19 protein-coding genes are annotated in these 16,496 nt (G+C 55.0%); 11 read left to right on the forward strand and 8 right to left on the reverse strand.

What is annotated here, in order from left to right; translation table 11 throughout:
• Positions 1 to 55: 55 nt before the first annotated feature.
• Positions 56 to 340: a type II toxin-antitoxin system RelE/ParE family toxin gene (locus SH410x_RS26130; RefSeq protein ID WP_473672203.1), complete on the reverse strand. Its 285-nt coding sequence runs from the start codon at positions 338 to 340 to the stop codon at positions 56 to 58.
• A 4-nt stretch (positions 341 to 344) separates the two neighbouring features.
• Positions 345 to 593: a ribbon-helix-helix domain-containing protein gene (locus SH410x_RS26135; protein ID WP_473672204.1), complete on the reverse strand. Its 249-nt coding sequence runs from the start codon at positions 591 to 593 to the stop codon at positions 345 to 347.
• Between the two features lie 299 nt (positions 594 to 892).
• Between SH410x_RS26135 and SH410x_RS26140 the strand changes: the two genes are divergently transcribed.
• The gene (locus tag SH410x_RS26140) at positions 893 to 1,159 is read left to right on the forward strand and encodes a hypothetical protein (protein WP_473672206.1); all 267 of its coding nucleotides are present in this window, start codon (positions 893 to 895) and stop codon (positions 1,157 to 1,159) included.
• Positions 1,160 to 2,341: 1,182 nt separating this feature from the next.
• Positions 2,342 to 2,575: an addiction module protein gene (locus SH410x_RS26145; RefSeq protein WP_473672207.1), complete on the forward strand. Its 234-nt coding sequence runs from the start codon at positions 2,342 to 2,344 to the stop codon at positions 2,573 to 2,575.
• Positions 2,576 to 2,743: 168 nt separating this feature from the next.
• Here the strand turns inward: SH410x_RS26145 and SH410x_RS26150 are convergent, their stop codons facing one another.
• Positions 2,744 to 2,992, reverse strand: a complete 249-nt coding sequence (locus tag SH410x_RS26150; protein ID WP_473672209.1) for a tyrosine-type recombinase/integrase — start codon at positions 2,990 to 2,992, stop codon at positions 2,744 to 2,746.
• 542 nt (positions 2,993 to 3,534) lie between these two features.
• On the opposite strand from SH410x_RS26150, the gene pckA reads away from it, so the two are divergent.
• A complete protein-coding gene (gene pckA, locus SH410x_RS26155) occupies positions 3,535 to 5,118 on the forward strand; it encodes a phosphoenolpyruvate carboxykinase (ATP) (RefSeq protein WP_473672211.1) in 1,584 nt (527 codons plus the stop codon).
• Positions 5,119 to 5,431: 313 nt separating this feature from the next.
• Here the strand turns inward: pckA and SH410x_RS26160 are convergent, their stop codons facing one another.
• Both SH410x_RS26160 and SH410x_RS26165 read right to left on the reverse strand, forming a co-directional pair.
• The gene (locus tag SH410x_RS26160) at positions 5,432 to 6,466 is read right to left on the reverse strand and encodes an NAD-dependent epimerase/dehydratase family protein (RefSeq protein ID WP_473672213.1); all 1,035 of its coding nucleotides are present in this window, start codon (positions 6,464 to 6,466) and stop codon (positions 5,432 to 5,434) included.
• A complete protein-coding gene (locus SH410x_RS26165) occupies positions 6,351 to 7,001 on the reverse strand; it encodes a chemotaxis protein CheB (protein WP_473672215.1) in 651 nt (216 codons plus the stop codon). Before SH410x_RS26165 ends, SH410x_RS26160 begins: the two co-directional genes overlap by 116 nt.
• A gap of 199 nt (positions 7,002 to 7,200) precedes the next feature.
• On the opposite strand from SH410x_RS26165, the gene SH410x_RS26170 reads away from it, so the two are divergent.
• From SH410x_RS26170 to SH410x_RS26185, 4 genes are all read left to right on the forward strand, one after another.
• Positions 7,201 to 8,832, forward strand: coding sequence for an AMP-binding protein (locus SH410x_RS26170; RefSeq protein ID WP_473672216.1), 1,632 nt, complete (start codon positions 7,201 to 7,203; stop codon positions 8,830 to 8,832).
• A 583-nt stretch (positions 8,833 to 9,415) separates the two neighbouring features.
• Positions 9,416 to 9,841 carry an Hsp20/alpha crystallin family protein gene (locus SH410x_RS26175; protein ID WP_473672218.1) on the forward strand — a complete coding sequence of 142 codons (426 nt, stop codon included), beginning with the start codon at positions 9,416 to 9,418 and terminating at the stop codon, positions 9,839 to 9,841.
• A 76-nt stretch (positions 9,842 to 9,917) separates the two neighbouring features.
• Positions 9,918 to 10,310 (forward strand): Hsp20/alpha crystallin family protein, encoded by a 393-nt coding sequence (locus tag SH410x_RS26180; RefSeq protein WP_473672220.1) that lies wholly within the window; start codon positions 9,918 to 9,920, stop codon positions 10,308 to 10,310.
• A gap of 97 nt (positions 10,311 to 10,407) precedes the next feature.
• On the forward strand, positions 10,408 to 10,878 hold the full coding sequence (locus SH410x_RS26185; protein ID WP_473672222.1) for an Hsp20/alpha crystallin family protein: 471 nt from the start codon (positions 10,408 to 10,410) through the stop codon (positions 10,876 to 10,878).
• 146 nt (positions 10,879 to 11,024) lie between these two features.
• On the opposite strand, the gene SH410x_RS26190 is transcribed toward SH410x_RS26185, so the two are convergent.
• Positions 11,025 to 11,951: a PAC2 family protein gene (locus SH410x_RS26190; RefSeq protein ID WP_473672224.1), complete on the reverse strand. Its 927-nt coding sequence runs from the start codon at positions 11,949 to 11,951 to the stop codon at positions 11,025 to 11,027.
• A gap of 366 nt (positions 11,952 to 12,317) precedes the next feature.
• Positions 12,318 to 13,187 carry an oxidoreductase gene (locus tag SH410x_RS26195; RefSeq protein ID WP_473672225.1) on the reverse strand — a complete coding sequence of 290 codons (870 nt, stop codon included), beginning with the start codon at positions 13,185 to 13,187 and terminating at the stop codon, positions 12,318 to 12,320.
• Positions 13,188 to 13,615: 428 nt separating this feature from the next.
• Here SH410x_RS26195 and SH410x_RS26200 point away from each other — a divergent pair, with 428 nt between their 5' ends.
• From SH410x_RS26200 to SH410x_RS26215, 4 genes are all read left to right on the forward strand, one after another.
• Positions 13,616 to 13,780 carry a hypothetical protein gene (locus SH410x_RS26200; RefSeq protein WP_473672226.1) on the forward strand — a complete coding sequence of 55 codons (165 nt, stop codon included), beginning with the start codon at positions 13,616 to 13,618 and terminating at the stop codon, positions 13,778 to 13,780.
• 36 nt (positions 13,781 to 13,816) lie between these two features.
• The gene (locus SH410x_RS26205) at positions 13,817 to 14,416 is read left to right on the forward strand and encodes a sigma-70 family RNA polymerase sigma factor (RefSeq protein WP_473672228.1); all 600 of its coding nucleotides are present in this window, start codon (positions 13,817 to 13,819) and stop codon (positions 14,414 to 14,416) included.
• Positions 14,417 to 14,431: 15 nt separating this feature from the next.
• A complete protein-coding gene (locus SH410x_RS26210; RefSeq protein WP_473672230.1) occupies positions 14,432 to 14,689 on the forward strand; it encodes an anti-sigma factor family protein in 258 nt (85 codons plus the stop codon).
• Positions 14,690 to 14,875: 186 nt separating this feature from the next.
• Complete coding sequence (locus SH410x_RS26215; RefSeq protein WP_473672232.1) at positions 14,876 to 15,583, forward strand: Crp/Fnr family transcriptional regulator; 708 nt, start codon at positions 14,876 to 14,878, stop codon at positions 15,581 to 15,583.
• Positions 15,584 to 15,705: 122 nt separating this feature from the next.
• Here SH410x_RS26215 and SH410x_RS26220 read toward each other — a convergent pair whose 3' ends face one another.
• Positions 15,706 to 16,458, reverse strand: coding sequence for a glycosyltransferase family 2 protein (locus SH410x_RS26220; RefSeq protein ID WP_473672234.1), 753 nt, complete (start codon positions 16,456 to 16,458; stop codon positions 15,706 to 15,708).
• Positions 16,459 to 16,496: the final 38 nt, after the last annotated feature.

Here is a 16,496-nt window from a genome sequence, read left to right on the forward strand (position 1 = left end):
AGACGTCGCTCGCTTCGTTCATGGCGGCGTCGTAAAAACCTTCCGTCGTGTGCCACTAGAGAAACGGGAACTCAAGATCCCCGGAAACGACACGAACGATTTCCAGCGTACTGTCTTGCTCGCGAAAGTAGATGATGTAGCGTCCGACGTAGGTTGATCGAATACCCTCGCCAAGATCGCTTCGGTCGTCGCCGATATCTGGGTGCTTTGCAGCCAATCGACACTTCTCGCGAAGTTTCGCTACCCATTGTCTTGCGGCATCGGGCTTGTCTTTTGCGATAAAACGAGCAATCTCTTTCAGGTCCTCTTTGGAAGCCGCAGAATACCGAAGCCTTGGCATCAACCTATCCTTGATTCTCTGATGACTCGATGCGGGCAATCTCAGCTTCGATTTCGTCGAAGACGGATTTCTCATCAAACGAATCGCCACGATCCAATTGGTCGGTGCTTGTCGCGATCTTCGCGCGCAATTCTTCTCGCCCCTTCAGTAATCGGATGCCATCGACGACTGCTGCTTCTTCAGACTGGTACTTGCCTTGGGCTACAAGGCTTTTTACAAAATCGTTCGCATCAACGGGAAGATTCAAATTCATAGCCTGTCTCCACTGCTACCGGGGCACACAACATGGTTTTGCCGCTAAGCCGCGGGTTCCACATTGGAAAATTCCTTATTCATTATAGCTCCAACGCTTCGGTCACGTCTATTGGCAATTCAAGCCCGCGGCCCCCTGTTTCGGTTGTTCAAGCATCACTCGATTGGTAAAATCGCTCGACTTGCCACGTTTTCTCGCTTCGGTCACGAACGGCATCGGCAAAACCTCCCGTTGGCCGACGCCTAGTGACCAAAAGCATCGAACCAATTCGTCGTCGCGCCTTGCGTTTTGCTGAGACGATGGACTTTGACGATCCCATTGTTTTGGACGTGCGAGATGCTGACGAAACAGTCGTGCTTGAACGAGGCTCAGGGGACATGTCGCAATATCGAACTGTGCGGATTGAACTGCAGTTATCCGCTGGTCGTCGTCAGAGCATGATCGAACTTGCAGGCCCTGATGATACCAACGAACTCAAACGTGCCCTGGAATTTCCGTACATTTATGATGTCACGTGCAGCGCAACGGACATAATCCTTGTGGACATTCCGTCATTTGTTGGTTGAATCAAGCGTTACGCATCATGCTGGGGCGTCGGCCAACATGGTGTTTACGCAAATCCGCGGCTGTCGTCATTGGAGAATCGTTTGGTGGTCTGTCGTCAATCGCTTCGGCGACGAGCCCTCTGGTGCAAGCCCGCGATCGCCTTCGCTGTTTGGCAACGTACGTTGGTGTTGGTAGAATCTTTCGTAGTTCAATGTCGTTCTCATCGGTGGGGAACGGCGACGTAAAAACCTTCCGTTAGGTGCCAGAGATCAAAACACTATTGAGGCCGCTCATTTCTCTGCTGCTCATCTGCGCTGGCGTGGGGTTGGCTCACAATGCTTGGGGCAGCGCCTCCAAACTCACCCTCTGGGCAACACGGAATCCGGCCACAATTGCCTTGACGACTTTCGCCAACGAACGCTTTCCTGAGAACCTATTCCGATTTGAACAAGACTGCTTGGCCCATCTTCCCCTTGCACCGTATTTCTTCGTGGTCGGGATGATAGCTGGTATCGCAATACCAACGCGGTACACCTCCTTGGGTGCTTTACTCACGCTGTCGTACGCGATCTGGTTAAGCATGCAACTTTTCCAAATGGCATCTCAATTTGATCTTAATTGGACCGACTTTCTTCCGAATCTAGTATGGAGCCTCTCCCTAACGCCCATTTACTTGCTGGCGACACTTATCGGTCGGTCTATCCGTCTACGCGTTCCGCCGAACTGGCGGATTCGCGACCTGCTAGTCTTGACGGTGATTTTTGCTGCCTTGATGACGTTCATTGTCACGCGAATCTACCTTACGATTCCTGTCGGAATCTTAGTGCTTACTTGTTTCGTCACGTGGGTTCTTTGGACCTCACTTCCAGCCAACCACGAAATGAAGCCATCACCGCAGTCCACTGGCACCTAACATGGTTTTTACGCTAGGCCTGCGGCACACCTTCGCTCTTTGGCAACGAGCGCTGGCCTTGGGAACGCGGGATCAATAACTGGCGCAGTGGATCTTGTTAAAGATCCATCCAGAACAGGATCTTTAACAAGATCCACTACAGTAAACCCGCCACTTATTGTTCATGGCATCCTTGGTACAATTCTTGGCAATTCAGGCATCGCTCGCTTCGTTTAGGGCGGTGTCGTAAAAACCTTCCGTTGGCGGTCATAAGTATGGATCAGCGACTCCGAGACGCTACAATGGAGGCATGAACACACAATCACAACAACTGCTCGATACGGCGCTTGGTATGCCTGAGTCTGACCGTGCGACTTTGGCTGTGTCACTCCTAAGGAGTCTTGGCCCTGCAGATGATCCGCAGGCTGACGCCGCTTGGGCGGCTGAAATCCAACGCCGCGTTGAGTCCATCGACAATGGCACAGCTGAATTGCGGCCCTGGGATGACGTGATTCTGGAAATGCGGCAACGCCGAAATGGGTGATCTTCCGTTTTGGTTTCACCCCGACGCCAACGCTGAAGTGCTCGCCGCTCATGATCGGTATTTCGAGGTGCGTCACCTTCTTCTGCTGAGCCGTCATCGACTCACCGCAGCGATCCAAGTACTGCTGGCCGTCGCGTTTCAAAACGCGACTGACGGTCCAGTCGCTCATCAGGAATCGCTCAGACCTTGTTGTGGCGTGTGTTGTTGTGGCCCATTGAAATGTTCTTCCACGATTCGCCGAGCCTGCTCATCGCCATGACGAGTCAAGTGCAGATAGATCTCGGTGGCCTGCAGATTCTTGTGGCCGAGATAAACCTGCAAGACCTTCAAGTTAACACCGTGCTCCAGCATCACGGTGGCATAAGAATGGCGCAACGTGTGAGGGACGAGCCCATTGGGATTCCACCGGAGACTCAAGACGACTTTCTCGAACCCACGCTGGATCGTGCGGGAACTGACGTGTTGATGGGTGGTGGCATGATCTCGGGCATTGGTTTAACCACGAATGACACGAATGACACGAATGATCCAGTGCTGACGGTATGTGCGATTCGTGTCATTCGTGTGATTCGTGGTTCAAACCTCACGCTGACTCCTTCGTCAGCTTGCATATCTCTTGGGCTGAAGCGTTCCTGAAAAGATGCGAAGAGCGTTGGGCGGCGAGTGCCGAAGATCGCATGACAGCGATCGTCCCGCTCTGCGCAATGTCGCACAGGGGATGTGCGCATTTGCGCGGGGGTAGGGACGCAGGCCTGTCACGCAACTTGAATCCGAGTCGTTGAGAACAAGGCGAGTCAGACGCAAGAACGTTCGTTCGGCCGGAAGAGGACACTAAGGGGCCTGCAGACGTCCAAATTTCATGCGACGTGGTGCTGGGCCCGCACCCTGAACCGATCCCGGCACGCGGCTTGCGTCGCGTTGCGAACATCTACTGTATTTTCGCCCCTCGGAATTGGCTCATGACCACGATCGATCTTTCACAATACGAATTGCACGTCGAAAATATCCAACACAACCCGGCCCCCGCGACGATCTATCAGGATGCGTTGCGACGTGAGCCGGACTCGGCTCTTTCCGATTCGGGAGCACTGATTGCCTACTCTGGTTCCAAGACGGGACGATCGCCCAAAGACAAACGCATCGTTCGTAGTGCGGAATCGGAAAAAGAGGTTTGGTGGGGTCCGGTAAATACGGAGATTGATCGTGAGACGTTTGAAACCAACCGCGAACGAGCGGTCGACTATCTCAACACACGCGAGATCCTGTACTGCATCGATGCCTTTGCCGGTTGGGATAAAAAGTTTCGCTTGAAGGTGCGTGTGATTTGTGCGCGGGCTTATCACGCGCTCTTCATGCACACGATGTTGATTCGTCCGACCGCCGCCGAGCTCGCGGATTTCGGCGAGCCAGACGTGGTCATCTTCAACGCCGGCCAATTCCCCGCCAATCGCCACACCCATGGAATGACATCCAAAACGAGTGTCGCGGTCGACCTGGAGGCCAAACAAATGGTGATTCTGGGCACCGAATACGCCGGTGAAATGAAAAAGGGCGTCTTCACCATGGCGAACTACCTGGGGCCAAAGAATGGCGTGCTGTCGATGCACTGCTCGGCAACGGCCGACAAAGTCACCGGCGCTTCGGACGTCATGTTTGGACTATCGGGTACTGGCAAAACGACCCTGTCTGCGGACCCCAAACGCGCGTTGATCGGTGACGACGAGCACTGCTGGTCTGACGACGGCATCTACAACATCGAAGGTGGATGTTATGCAAAAGCGATCGACTTGACGCCTGAATCCGAACCCGACATTTTCCAAGCACTTCGGTTCGGTGCAGTGCTCGAAAACGTGATCTACGACGAATCACAACATCATGTTGACTTTCACGATACCACCATCACGCAGAATACTCGCGGCGCTTATCCGATCGAATACATTGGCAACGCCAAGATCCCCTGTATCGCCGGCCATCCGACTGACGTCATTTTTTTGACGTGCGACGCATTCGGCGTGTTGCCGCCGGTCAGTAAACTGACCCCCGAGCAGGCAATGTTCCACTTCATCAGCGGTTACACGGCAAAAGTAGCTGGTACAGAAGTGGGTGTGACGGAGCCTCAAGCCACCTTCTCTCCATGCTTCGGAGGGCCCTTCCTGGTGTGGCATCCTGCCAAGTACGCCGAACTCCTTGCCGAGAAGATCCAGAAACACAATGCAAACGTGTGGCTGGTGAATACCGGCTGGAGTGGCGGTCCGTACGGTGTCGGCTCTCGGATCAAGCTCGCGTATACCCGGGCAATCATTGATTCGATCCATGCCGGCGAACTGGTCGACGCGCCGACCGAAACGGAACCCGTGTTTGGACTGAATATGGTGACGCAATGCCCGAACGTTCCGTCGGAAATTCTCGTGCCGAGTCGTTGTTGGTCTGATCCGCAGGCTTATCAACAGACCAACCAAAAGTTAGCGACTCTGTTCCGTGAAAATTTCTCCCAGTTTGAAAGTGGTGTCGGAACAGCGATCAAAACGGCTTGCCCGGCCTAGGTCCATACGTCGTCCCGCGGCAGATGCAAGATGCGGTCTGGTTCATTAATTCATGCGGGCGTAGCAGCTCGACACATGAGGCCGGCTGACGGCACCATGCCGACCAATGGCTTTCGTTCCGTTTGTCGAGCGCAGCTTGGATGGTGTCGGATTTCAGCAACGTGACAACATGCCGCTGCATCACACCGCCAACCCAAATTGGTGGTGGGGGTGGCCATGCTTGCTCGCTTGGTGAAGGAGTGAGTTGCTGCGGACGAGGTAACGAGTCCTTCAGCACGGGACTTGTTACCTCGTCCGCCATTTGAAAAGCGTCTCAGTGGACCAGTTCCGGTTCGCCGACCGGTTTGAGCCAACCTTGTTGGTAGTACCAATGCACCGTTTGCGCCACTCGCTGCCTTAGTGAACACCCAGGCAAGAACCCCGTATCGCGTTGCAGAGCGCGGCCGTCGCAGGCCCACGAACCGGCAGTGGCTTCACGAGCTTTGTCGATGCCTAAAATATGAGGCCGCCCGAGAATCTGGCTGGCAACTTCATTGATCGCGGCAATCGCCCACACCGCTGGCTTTGGGTTGCGGATGACATGAACGTGGTCCCGGCCGACCGCTTCACCGATCATCTGGCCCAGTTCCGCATAGGTGGGCGTTTCGTCAGACGTCGCGAAATAGATTCCCGTGACCGAATCACCGGCTTGGACTCGTTTTCCGTTGGCCGCCGCGAGAACCAATGCCTCGGCCAAGTCATCACCGTGGATTACGGAGAACAATTCGTCGGACATGCCGGGCACGAAGTGCAAATTCCAACGTGCGATGCTGTCAAACATGGTCAACCCGTCGCGATCGGCTTCGCCCAGCACGATTGGTGGGCGAATGATGGTCATGGGAACCCGGTCGGCGAACCTCATCGCCTCGTATTCGCCCGCCAGTTTGCTATGCCCGTAATTAGAAACCGGCGTCGGCTCGTCGGACTCAATTCGCAGTCGATTGTTAGCCGTCGGTCCGGCAGCGGCGAGCGAAGAAACCAATATCAAGGTGGGCGGGTTCGCACGCTCGGCACAACCGCGAGCGATATGACGCACCCCGTCGACGTTGGCGCATTCAAGATCGCGGCTACGCAAGTATTTCGTCGCCCCTGCCAAATGGTAGACGACATCGACCGAGTCCACCGCCCGCTTGATCGACTCAGGATCCGTCACATCGCCGACGACAAATTCGGGGTCGAAGCGTTCCAAGTGGCTACGATCGGATGTCGGACGCACAAGGCAAGTGATTCGAGTGCCGTTTTCGCGCAGCTGCCGAACTAAGTGTCCGCCGATGAATCCGCTTGCGCCCGTGACCAGGGCATGTGTCATGTTGAAGGTTCCCGCGAGTGACTGGACGAACGTCGAAGTGGGGCAGCAGTAGCAAAATACGTGCCGTAGAGAACCTGTGGCGATGAGATCGCCCGCACGAGTTAGCAAGCACGAAAATCGGGCAGAAACGCCCCAGGGTACTGCGTTCCAGCAAGATCCCTACCGGTCCCTCACGGACCTGTGCATGGGTCGCCGCGACGACGGGCATCTTGGTCTGGCGCGAGAGCAGTTCGGGCAGTCGGTTGGTATGAATGGGATGTTGATACGTGACCACGACGAATGCCATGCCGGTGTCCGACGGCAGGTGACTCGGGAATTCATCAAGTGCCTCGAACCCTCCCGCCGAGGCACCGACCGGAAAAACAATCGGTCGGTGGTTTGCCCTTGGCCAAAATTGCCGTCCTCGGAAAAGTCGTCGCGTGTATGGAAGGGACCCCAAACCCTTTCCGATCGCAACTCCCAGGGGGCGATGTTTCGCAGTCCCATGATATTGAACACCGACGGAATGCCGTTTGCTTCCAACCGCTAGCACCACACAAAGTCAAACCCTCGTAGTGCTTTTCAAAACGAACAACTAGGCAACGAAGTGATGCACTTGAAATGCGTAGTAACGACGCATGTGAGAGGAATTCCAGCTCAACAAAGCATGCGAGAGACTGCCGAGGTGATGACTCGAAGGGGCATTCGTTCGCTGGCGGTGCGTCGCAACAGTCAACCGGGTAATAGGATAGGCCATGTTCCCTCTGCAAAACTTCATTCGCACCTGCCGATCGCGACTGTTTCGACGTCAGGCGGCTGATTCGACGGGAATGGACTTGTCAGGGGGACGTCTATTAACCGCGGCGTTAGTCACGCGGCGGTTGCTGATGCGATCGGGTGTGGTCAACGACAAGGCTGCGATGATCGGCGTGCTCTTACCTCCGTCGGTAGGCGCAGTGCTAGCGAATGTCGGTATCGGTTTGTCGAACAAGGCCGTGGTGAACCTGAACTACACGTCTAGCAGCGAGTGCGTCGAAACGTGCCTCCGTGCGTGCGAGATTTCGCACGTCTTGACCAGTCGATCATTTCTAAGGCGGCGACCCTTTGAGCTTTCGGTGGAATTGATTTGCATCGAAGAGTTGTCTTTGCAGGCAACTTGGTGGGACAAATTGGTATGCGGGCTTGCCGCCTATGGGCTGCCGAGTTGTTTACTCGATCGATTGCTAGGTCTTCAACGCACGAAAAAAGATGACTTGCTGACGGTGTTATTTACCTCGGGCACCACCGCTGATCCCAAGGGCGTGATGCTATCGCACGGCAATCTCGCGGCGAGCATCGCTGCGATTCGTCAGCTCTATCGCGTTCGCGAGGACGACGTCGTGTTGGGGATTTTGCCGTTGTTTCACGCTTTCGGCTATTCCGCGGCGTTGTGGTTGCCCTTCGGATTGAACATGACCGTGGTGTACCACTTCGATCCGTTCGCAACGAAAGCGATTGGTGAGATGGCTAAGAAGTATCGCGTGACCGTTCTATTTGCGACGCCGACTTTCCTGAAACTGTATATGCGAAGATGTCGACCGGACCATTTTACGGCGTTAGACCTGGCGATCATCGGCGCCGAACGTCTCGAAGCCAGTCTGGCGAAATCATTTTACGAAAAGTTCGGCGTCACGCCCGTGGAAGGTTATGGAACGACCGAGTTGTCGCCGTGGGCGTCGGTGAACGTTCCGGCCCATCGTACGCTCTCACCTCGACAAGGCCACGACAAGCCAGGATCCGTCGGGCGGCCCGCGCCGGGTGTGCAAATCCGGGTCGTTGATCCCGAATCTCGCGCCGAGGTGGGCATGGGTGAGCAGGGGTTACTGCTCGTACGCGGTGCGAACGTGATGTTGGGCTATTTGAATTCACCTGACAAGACTGCTGAAGTGATTCGTGATGGTTGGTATGACACCGGCGACTTTGCGAAACTCGACGCCGATGGATTCATCACGATCACCGGACGCAGAAAACGCTTTTCTAAGATCGGGGGCGAAATGGTGCCTCATGCAGCCCTGGAAGACGCGATCGAAACTTTGCTGGCCGCGGATTCAACGGGTGAGCGACGGCATGTTGCCGTGACCGCGATTTCCGATGCACACAAGGGGGAGCGATTGGTTGTGATCCACCTACCTTGGGTGGACACTTCGACAACAGACATCGTTCGAAAACTTTCTGATGCCTGTGGCTTCCCGGCGATCTGGATTCCGAAGCCAGTGGACTTCATCGAAGTCGACGAGATTCCGATGACCCGGTTGGGAAAGCTCGATCTTGGTGCATTGAGCCGTATTGCCTCGCAACGCAAAGCTGACGCCATTCCAGCGCACAATCGTGCCCCCGAAAAAACCTAACATCGAGGCCAGGTTGTATGCGACCGGGCCCTGTTTTTCAGCCGCCTATATTTGGGGGGCATTTGTCTCGCTCATATTGCGGAATTCACCAAGAGCTTCCCACTACGAGAGGGCATGCCGAAAGTCAGGACAACTTCCGCGCCCCTCCTTCTCTCATCCCACCGAAAGATACCGATGCATCAAAGCCAAATCTTCTTCAATCAAGAGTGTCCTGCATGTGATCGAAGAATGCGCGTTCACATCAAATTGCTCGGTAAAGAAATTGTTTGTGGACATTGCAGGTCTGTCATAGTGGCAGGTGACAACACAGCATGCAGTAAAAACCTGGTTCCTACTACAAAGGCACACGGTCGATCACAGAGCTCAACGCGACGCCGAAAAGCGTTTTATAGAGCATTTTCGCCGAGCGATGAGGCAGGTCGCAATCGTTGACATCTGCCGCGGAAGCAACCATGTGATGAATGGCATTTGGTACGAAAATTGCGAATTGTTTGCACGAGTGTGACGCACCGCCAAATGTGTCACGTCTCCGCTGAAAGTCGTGGTGACTTTCGCTCCGAAACCACTTCCATAGGAGAATCAAATGGCGTTTCAATTCACTTGGCCGCGTGAACTCAACCGGCTACAAAGCGAAATGGATGAACTGTTTGGTCGTGGCAACGGCTCGCTTGCCCGCCCACTCGCGTATCCGGCGATCAACCTGCTCGAAGACGATGACAACTTGTACATCGAGTCGGAAATTCCTGGCATGGAATTGGACGAGTTCGAGTTGTTTGTCAACGAAGAGAGTCAGTTGACGCTGCAAGGTGAACGCAAGCCTCCAAACGGTGGCACGACGACTCGGCATCGGCAGGAGCGCGCCTTCGGTCGGTTTTCGCGAATGGTCGCATTGCCCGCACTCGTCGATGGCGATGCAACAACGGCGGAATACGTCAATGGCGTGCTAAAGATCACGTTGCCAAAGAAACCCGAGGCGAAGCCGCGGCGAATCCAGGTCGCTGCGGGCTAGCAAAAACTGCAATGGGATTGGAATCAAATCGATTCACTCCGTTTCACCAACATTCACAAGATCAAGGAGCAAAATCATGGTAGAAACCACCCTTACCCAACCTGCTGCCGCGCAAGGCTCGTCGGAACCAACTCGCCAAACACCGTTGTTCCAGCCTCGGTTTGACATCACCGAGAACGAGAACGAACTGACACTCTATGGCGACTTGCCTGGTGTCAAGCAAGACGACTTAGACATTCGTTACGAGAACGATCAGCTCATCATCGCTGGCCGAGTGGCGGCGCGCAATGAGAACATGCAAGTGCTACGTCAGGAGTACGTTGTCGGTGATTTTCGACGTGTGTTCACGATCGGCGAATCGATTGACGCCGACGCGATCAATGCCGAAGTTCATAACGGTGTTTTGGTCGTGCATTTGCCCAAGGCCGAAGCTGCCAAGCCTAAGCGAATCGCCGTCAAGGTGGTTTAGTTCAAGTCGTCCTGTCGCTGCGAGACAGGTAGGTTGAGCCGGCGGCGGTAACCCGCCGGCTCACTCACTGAATCCTTCAAACTTAGGAATCCAAACGATGTTCAAGAACCTAATCCCCAGGAAACAACAAGGTGACTCCGAACTGATGGAGGTCGACCCCAAGAGCGAACTTGTGCAGTTCCGCGCCAACTTCGACCGCATGCTCGGCAAAATGTGGAGTGGCGATTGGGACGATGCTTGGAATAGCGGCTGGAGCTGCGATGTGCTGGATGCAGAAAACGAAATGATTGTCCGCGCTGAAGCGCCCGGTTTTGAGCCGGACGAGATCGATGTGCGGCTTTCAGCCGGTCGTCTGGTTATGCAGGCCGAACACAAGACCGAGCAAGAGACGACCGGGAACCATAATGGTCACTTCAGCAGCTATGGCAAGTTCTACCGAGCGATGAGTGTGCCGGCGGGAATTGAAGCGGACAAGATCGAAGCCAGCTATAAGAACGGGGTCCTCGAAGTCCATTTGCCAAAAGGCGAAGAGGCTAAGTCAAAACGGATTGCCGTGCGAGCGAAGTAGCGGCAGACCGCACGAATCAGTTCATTCGGATCACACCCCGCTCGGACTGAATGAATACCAACCCGATGCGTATGCGAGGACCTCTCACTCATGCGTTCCTTGCCTACGCTTCGGGTTCGCTGCCCCATTTCGCTGCCCCTGGTCAGCTACGGTGTCTTGAACAAATCCAGAAACCGGTCTTCATATTTATCGAATACGCCCAATCGGTCGAGTTCACTCTTCAGCTCAAAAGCTCGACTCCGATCTCCGCTGGCGATCTCGAACAACGATTCGATGCGTTCTTCGTTTTCGGGTGAAAGCTGCGTCGTCAGCTGCCAGTCTTCTCCCGTCGCTTCTTCAGCCTCGTCCGGCTCCGGTTCCAGACGCCGTCGCATCTCGGCCACGATCTGGCTCAACCGATGTTCGGTCTGTTCCGAGTGCTGCGCGAGTTCTGCCAAATCCAAGTCAATTTTTGCCATCTGCAAAAAGGCGCGCAGCACCGCCAAGGACGCTTTCGGGTACAGCAACTGAACGAAGATATGTGGCATCTCGCCGAGCAAACAAACGCCCGGCATGCCCTTTTCCGCAGCCGCGGCCAATAGCACCCCATTGAGCCCGCCGACACGACCATCGTCGAGAATTTGCACATCGAAAGGGCCCATCGCATCGAGCAGTGTTTGCTGCGTCGCGGCAGCAAACACGCGGGCCTCCGTCCCCGGTTGCATCTCGGTTGCCATCGCCGCGAACGTGAACATTCGCTCGACGCCCTGGTCGCGAGCGAAGTCGATCAATTGTTCACAGAACGCCAGTTTGCCGAGTTGAGGCTGCGATTCACCGATGAATACGATTACATCGCGACCGCCCGGCGGTGCCTTCCACGCGAATAGCCGACTGCGTGGTCGATGTGGCTTTTGAATCAAACCGGCTTTCACGATTGCCTCATCGGCGTCAAACAGTTCGCCCGCCGTCAGTTCGGCGAATTGGCTCATGCCCAGTTTCGACATCAAATAATAACCAGCACTCAAGGCGACGTGCCCCATGCCGGGCCACACGGCGATTAACCATGGGCGATCAAGTTGTAGTGAGTCTGTCATTATGAATCCTCCGCACGATCAGCTGTGCAAACCTTGCGCCCACGCATGGCAATCGCGAATCGTAAAGGTCCGCGGATTGGATTCTCAGCCCTATCGTTCTCATCACGTTTACGGAGAATCCAACCACTACTACGTCTAACGCCATCGCCCAGTTTAGGAACGAGCGGAAAACTCCTGTCTGAAATTGGGGTCGAACGCTCCGCTGGAAGCAGTGCTGGAAGAGCGGGTCGGCGGGCTCGAGGACGAGAAGGATGTTTCGTTGTCGAAGGAAGCATCCATCGAGTTCGGATCCGCCTCGCTGATTGCGAGCATGATCCGATCTGAACCTAAGCATCAGGCCGTCATTTCAATCCATGGACGACTCGTCTAATGACTCGACGTTTCCTGCGGCACATCGACGCTACGGGAAATCGATTCCCACTGCTGAAACTCCTTACGAAGGTCGTCCAATTTCGAGATTGCTCCGTCGTAGGCATCATTCCCCAACAACAACCGATGTGGTGGATGTGCGCACTCGACGGCCTTGACGATCGCTTCGGCCGCACGATCGGGGTCACCCGGTTGATGCCCCGAACTGTTTCGAATGTGCTGCTGCGTCTTTCTCGCAGTGGCCGCGTAATCATCGATCGGATTTTGAGTCTCGTTGGCCGAGCGACCAGCCCAATCAGTGCGAAATCCGCTCGGTTCGACCAGCATGACTTTGATCCCCAGCGGTTCGACTTCTTGCCACAACGCTTCGGAGAAGCCTTCTACGGCAAACTTTGTAGCGTTGTAATAGCCGATCGACGGAAACGACCTTAAACCACCGATCGACGAAACATTCACGATCGTCCCGCTGCGGCGTTTTCGCATCCCGGGCAATGCAATGTGTGTCATACGACACAGGCCAAAGAAGTTGACGTCAAACATCTTGCGAATCTGTTGTTCTTCGCTCTCTTCGATCGCCCCGAAGTAGCCGATCCCAGCGTTGTTCATCAGCACGTCAATGCATCCAAAATGATGCTCGGCCTCACGAATCGCCGATTCCGCTTGCGTTCGGTCGGTCACATCGAGTCGCTGCACGAAGGCGTTGCCCAGCCGAGCGAGATCCTGGACATCGTCTGGGTTTCGAGCAGTCACAACGACTCGGTAACCATGCTGCAAAAGGTATTTTGCGATGGAGTGTCCGAATCCAGTCGAACAGCCTGTCACAAACCAAACGGGCTTGTCAAACGTTTCAGTGATTGGCGTGGTCATGGTCAATTTCCCTGTGAGTTGGTGGCTGGTCATCGGTTTGTTGGAATCGTTAAGACCCATCCGGCGACTGCCACAGCAAGAGCAACTTCGATGCCAGAGACACGAACAATCGGGAATATGTTCAATCGCCTTTGCATCGCTGGTGAGTCTGAGCGAAAACATGGATCATCCGACGGAAGCGTGCGTCGGAGGTTTTGGAGTACTGTCTCAAGTATCCAATGATCTATTTGTGGGATTGGATTGACAGCGTTGGACTGCTTGCCGGGAAATGAGACTGGGCCTGCCAGGAAAAACGGAGCGAAGCTCTGCAGAGGTGCGGGCTTGGCAAGGGATATCCCGGTCAAGGGTACGCAAATGGTGTCGCCAGTCCCTGCCAAAGATTCGTTCGGCAGGAACGCTTCTTTGAAAACAGATGGGATACTGGCGCGATGCCTTTAAAAAACATTCCACTGTATTGCCGCGCACCCTTCGGTCGGATGAGCCGAAACCATAAGCATGCGTCACACCGCATGCGTCACACCGTCGACTCGCCGGGCGAGTTGATTGAAATCTCCGGTGTCCCCTTCCATTGGGCAAACTGGGATTTCTGCTAGACTTGTCCGGAGATGCTTACGTGAGCCTGAGACCGCATGGAAGACCCCGAATTGACTGAAGCCAACCTGAATCGCGATCCGGCGGCCTGGGTTAACGAGTATGGTGACGCCCTTTTTCGCTATGCCCTTTCGAGACTACGGAATCCGGAATCTGCCGAGGAAGTGGTGCAGCAGACATTTTTAGCCGGATTGCAGCACCAGCATCAGTTTTCGGGTGCTGGCTCGCAGCAAGGCTGGCTGATGGGGATTCTGAAGCGGAAGATCATCGACTTTGTCCGACAACGCGATCGGGCAGCTCAGTCAGAGGGGCACGCGGACGCCTCGGAGACTCGCGATCTCTTGGGTTCGTTTTTCGACCGTACCGGAAAGTGGAAACCCAACGTACGCGAAACGCTGCTTGAGCCACTCGATTCAGTTGACCGGCAGGAGTTTTGGCCCGTATTTGGAGCGTGTTTGAAATCGCTGCCGGAGCGACAGTCCAGCGCGTTCATGCTTCGAGAGATGGAAGGTCTTGAAACGGAAGAAATTTGTAAGGAATTGGATATTAGTGCGTCTAATTTATGGGTGTTGCTGCATCGCGCACGCCTTCGTCTCGCCAACTGCATTAAATTGCGTTGGCTTCAAGAAAAGGCATAACCGGAATACGCCGTCATGTTGTCGTGCAAAGAAGTTTCCAAACTCGTTTCTGAATCGCTCGATCATCCCTTGCCCCTCAGCAAGCGGATTTCGGTTTGGATGCATCTGCGAATGTGTCGGCTTTGCGCGGCGTTTCGCCGTGATCAGATTGTTCTCCGAGAGCGACTTGCCCATCAGGCAGAGCGTGCATCCAGTGAAGAGATGTCCGAATCGGTCAAGTTATCCGCCGCCGCGAAGCAAAGAATTGTGAAAGCAATGAACTCACAGGGCTAACACACGGGTGTTCCCATCGCCTCCCGCCCGATCGGCGAACCGCCACCGTGAAACGCCGAGCGTTCTCGATCCACTTTTCCTGTGTAAGGAAACGCTCGCTCGGACGTCTACCGAGGATCTTTGTGAGGATCGGGGCACAGCGTGTGACTCGGATGAGCGAATCAACTCGGTGGAGAGGGAAGCAGTGTGCCTCAGCAAATCTGGCATCTAAAGAATAACGAGCTGTTCCTAAAGCTGAAGCCGGACCAGCTAGAACAGCTCGCATCACGCTGCCGTTCCCGATCCTGTGCCGCGCACAGCCCGATTTATCTGCCAAGTCAGTCGGCTGATAGTGTGTTCCTACTTGCCAGCGGTCTTGTCAAGGTCTGCAACCTGACGAGCGATGGCAAGCAATCGATCTTGGCGTTTGTGGAACCGGGAGAGCTCTTTGGTGAGTTGGCCCTTTTCGAATCCGAACAGCGGGATGAATACGTCGAAGCGATCGAAAAATCGACGGTCGTGATCATTCCCGCGTGCGTGATCCAGGAGTTGATGGCGGCGAATCACGACGTTTCCATTGCACTCAACAAAATAATTGGACTGCGGCGACATCGCGTCGAGCGGCGATTGAAGAATCTGCTGTTCCTTTCCAATCGGGCCCGACTGGTCCATTTGCTGCTCGACCTCGCCGAACAGTTTGGTATTCGTGAATCCGAAGGGATCCGTCTGCGAATCAAACTGGCCCATCAAGAGATCGCAAACCTGATGGGAAGTACCCGCGAAACCGTGACCATCCTGCTCGGCCAGCTCAAGTCCGAAGGACTGGTCGATCTTGGTCGACGACGCATCACCTTGGTTCACGCCGAGCAATTAGCGATATCGGTGCACCGCAAAACGCCAAGCCTTATCGACTAGTTCCAGACACGCGTGGCGAGTTCCGGGCACGGTGACGTCTACGCCGCTTGGAAGTGCCCCCTGGATGCATGCGAAAACCGTGGCGAACGGCCAGACGGACCGAAACCATTTCCCAGCCCTGCTCAACAGGAGCAATGGAGGTGGCTCGAACGCGGGGCCAGACCATATTTTGCGATCGTCAAGAGAATTTTGTAGCCTGCTTTGAAAGATCCGCTGACCGTGCCACTGATTTTACTGGTGCCAACGCGTACTCGATAAGGCACGGGAATTTCAAGGAAACGCAGCCCCAGCCTTGACGCCTTAATTTGCATTTCGATCGTCCACCCAAAGTTCTCGTCTTGCATCTGCAGATCGCAAAGTCGACGGTAGTCGATCGCTCGAAAGGGTCCAAGATCAGTGTAGCGAACGCCAAAGAACAATCGCATTAGAAAACACGCGAGCATATTCCCGAAGACACTTTGGGGAGGCATTGCGCCGGCCTCACGCTCGCCGAGCAAGCGTGAGCCGAGAACGAAATCGGCCTCGCCGGATACCAGCGGCCTGACCAAGTCGGGCAATCGATCCGAGTGATCGCTGTAGTCGGCGTCGACAAAGGCGACCACTTTAGGTGCCGCTTTCCCTTCACTGACTAACTCACGAAGTTTTGCCAACCCCCGCAGGCACGCCGCCCCATATCCGCGTTGCAGTTCCGTTACCACGATCGCGCCGGCCTGCTCCGCAACGAGGGCCGAGCGATCGGTGGAGCCGTTGTCAACGACGATCACTCCAGCAACGCAGGGCAGATCACGCAGGACGAGTCCGATGGATTCTTCTTCATTGAGTGCCGGGATGACGACCCAGACGGATTCTCGAAGATAGCCGTCGATGTCGGTCATCGTCTCAACTTGGGTAAATGAGTGGCTTCTGTTTCATG

It is taken from the genome of Rhodopirellula sp. SH410 (assembly GCF_055811895.1).